This is a genomic window from Streptomyces sp. NPDC049577, assembly GCF_040675635.1.
GTDB lineage: Bacteria > Actinomycetota > Actinomycetes > Streptomycetales > Streptomycetaceae > Streptomyces.
This window is the reverse complement of sequence record NZ_JBFAPH010000523.1, coordinates 1-2724: the sequence shown is the minus strand read 5'-3', so window position 1 is coordinate 2724 and position 2724 is coordinate 1. Positions and strand designations below refer to the sequence as shown.

Genomic DNA, 2724 nt, shown 5'->3' with positions numbered 1-2724 from the left:
GTGACTTCACTCATGTCGCCCACGCCGATTCCGGAGCGTGCTCGAATCTGCTCAGGCAGGCTGCTCAGGCAGTTTGGGAGGCTCCCGGAAGAAAAGCGGTCCCTGATCGGGACACAGAGCACCCAGCCGATGTGGCTTCGAGTGCAGACTTGAGGTTAACACTACCGGATCCCACAAACATTCCCCCTCTCCAAGACCGGCAACCGCGTCTTTTCACGGCCCCGGGGTGGCGCCCCGAAACCACAGGTCAGGCGAGCGGCAGCACGCTCGTCCCCCCGGCGTCGAGGGTCAGCCGGTTGGCCGCCCAGCCCTCGCCCGCCAGTCGTGCGACCTTGTCGGCCGCACCGATTGCGACCAGCGCGAGCACCGTGGGGCCCGCACCGGAGATGACCGCGGGGACGCCGTCCGCCCGCAGTCGGTTGACCAGGGCCACGCTCTCCGGCATCGCCGGGGTGCGGTAGTCCTGGTGGAGCCGGTCCTCGGTGGCCGGCAGCAGCAGCTCGGGGCGCCTGGTCAGGGCCTCGACGAGCAGTGCGGCGCGCCCGGCGTTGGCCGCCGCGTCCGCATGGGGGACGCTGCGCGGCAGCAGCCCCCGGGCGGTCTCCGTCAGCACCGGCCGGGACGGTACGAAGACCACCGGAACGATGGAATCCGAGGGGTCCATCCGAATGGCCCGGGCGACCGAGCCCTCCATCCACGCCAGCGTGAAGCCGCCCAGCAGGCACGCGGCGACATTGTCCGGGTGGCCCTCGATCTCGGTGGCCAGCTCCAGCATCGCCGCGTCGTCGAGCCGCTCGGCCCCGCCTATGGTCACGGCGCGGGCCGCCACTATCCCCGCGCAGATCGCGGCGGAGGAGGAGCCCAGGCCCCGCCCGTGCGGAATGCGGTTCGCGCAGACGACCTCCAGGCCGCGCGGCTGGCCGCCCAGCACGTCGAAGGTGGTGCGCAGGGAGCGGACGAGCAGATGGCGCTCGTCGCGCGGGAGGTTCTCGGCACCCTCCCCCGCGATGTCGATGTGCAGCCCGGACTCGGCCACCCGGACGACGACGTCGTCGTACAGCCCCAGGGACAGGCCGAGGGCGTCGAAGCCCGGCCCGAGGTTCGCGCTGGTGGCAGGGGTGCGCACTCGGACGGCGGCGGCACGGAAGGCGGGACCGGCCATCGCTCGATGACTCTCCTTGGTCTGGCCGTGGGTGGTGGCGGGTGACATCCGCAAGGGTCGCGACGGCGATGCCGCGTGGAGGGCGGCAGCGGTCTGCGACGGGGCGGTGTGAACACAGCCTATCGAAGGAAGGTTCACCGGCGACATAGGGCGCACCGGCGGCGTTGCCCGCCGGTCGGCGGGGTGGGGGGCGCTTCCCGCCACCCCACCCGCACCCGCCCCGGCTACACCAGCCCGAGCTGAGCCGCCGCGACTCCCGGATCCACCGGAACGGTAACCGGCTGGGGCGCGCCCGCGACCGCCCAGTCCGGGTCCTTGAGGCCGTTGCCGGTGACCGTGCAGACGATCCGCTGCCCGGGGTCGACGAGCCCGAGCTCCGCCGCCTTGAGCAGGCCCGCCACGCTCGCCGCCGACGCCGGCTCGACGAACACGCCCTCCTGCGAGGCCAACAGCCGGTAAGCCGCGAGGATCTGGCGATCGGTCACCTCGTCGATGAGACCGCCCGATTCGTCCCGCGCCTCCTCGGCGAAACGCCAGGAGGCCGGGTTGCCGATCCGGATCGCGGTCGCGATGGTGTGCGGGTCCTTCACCGGCTCGCCGCGCACGATCGGCGCCGAACCGGACGCCTGGAAGCCCCACATGCGCGGGGTGCGGGAGGCGATGCCGTCGGCGGCGTACTCCCGGTAGCCCCGCCAGTAGGCGGTGATGTTGCCGGCGTTGCCGACCGGGAGGACGTGGATGTCCGGGGCGTCGCCGAGCGCGTCGACGATCTCGAAGGCGGCCGTCTTCTGGCCCTCGATGCGGACCGGGTTGACGGAGTTGACCAGTGCCACCGGGTAGTTGTCCGACAGCTGACGGGCGAGCGTGAGGCAGTCGTCGAAGTTGCCGTCGACCTGGAGGATGCGCGCGCCGTGGACCAGCGCCTGGCCCATCTTGCCCAGCGCGATCTTGCCCTGCGGCACCAGCACGGCGCAGACCATGCCGGCGCGGACGGCGTAGGCGGCGGCCGAGGCGGAGGTGTTGCCGGTGGAGGCGCAGATGACCGCCTTGGCGCCCTCCTCCTTGGCCCGGGTGATGGCCATGGTCATGCCGCGGTCCTTGAAGGACCCGGTGGGGTTGGCGCCCTCGACCTTCAGATGCACCTCACAGCCGGTGCGCTCGGAGAGCACCTGCGCGGGGACGAGCGGCGTGCCGCCCTCACGGAGGGTGACCACCGGGGTGTCCGCGGTGACCGGCAGCCGGTCCCGGTACTCCTCGATGATGCCGCGCCACTGATGGGTGTGTGCCATTGCTTTCGTAACTTCCCTTCGCCTTACTCGCCCTCGACCCGCATGATGCTCGCGACCCCGCGCACCGTGTCGAGGCGGCGCAGCGCCTCGACGGTGGCGGACAGCGCGGCGTCGGCGGCCCGGTGGGTGACCACGACGAGGGACGCCTCGCCGTCCTTGCCCTGCTGGCGGACCGTGTCGATGGACACCCCGTGGCCGGCGAAGACCGTGGCCACCTGGGCCAGGACACCCGGCTTGTCCGCGACGTCGAGACTGATGTGGTAACGCGTGACC

The 2724-nt window shown here is 72.0% G+C and carries 3 protein-coding genes; all 3 read right to left on the bottom strand.

The genetic code is table 11. The features are described 5' to 3' along the window. Positions 1 to 247: 247 nt before the first annotated feature. Positions 248 to 1162 carry a homoserine kinase gene (gene thrB / locus AB0K09_RS32085; protein WP_366068914.1) on the bottom strand — a complete coding sequence of 305 codons (915 nt, stop codon included), beginning with the start codon at positions 1160 to 1162 and terminating at the stop codon, positions 248 to 250. Between the two features lie 224 nt (positions 1163 to 1386). Next, positions 1387 to 2451: a threonine synthase gene (thrC, locus tag AB0K09_RS32080; protein WP_366068913.1), complete on the bottom strand. Its 1065-nt coding sequence runs from the start codon at positions 2449 to 2451 to the stop codon at positions 1387 to 1389. 23 nt (positions 2452 to 2474) lie between these two features. Then, positions 2475 to 2724: ACT domain-containing protein (locus AB0K09_RS32075; protein WP_366068912.1), on the bottom strand; the 250-nt coding region annotated here is incomplete at its 5' end.

Excerpts from the sequence above, each read along its gene's own strand:
- thrB (WP_366068914.1), bottom strand. The coding sequence starts at position 1,162 with ATGGCCGGTCCCGCCTTCCGTGCCGCCGCCGTCCGAGTGCGCACCCCT.
- thrC (WP_366068913.1), bottom strand. The coding sequence starts at position 2,451 with ATGGCACACACCCATCAGTGGCGCGGCATCATCGAGGAGTACCGGGAC.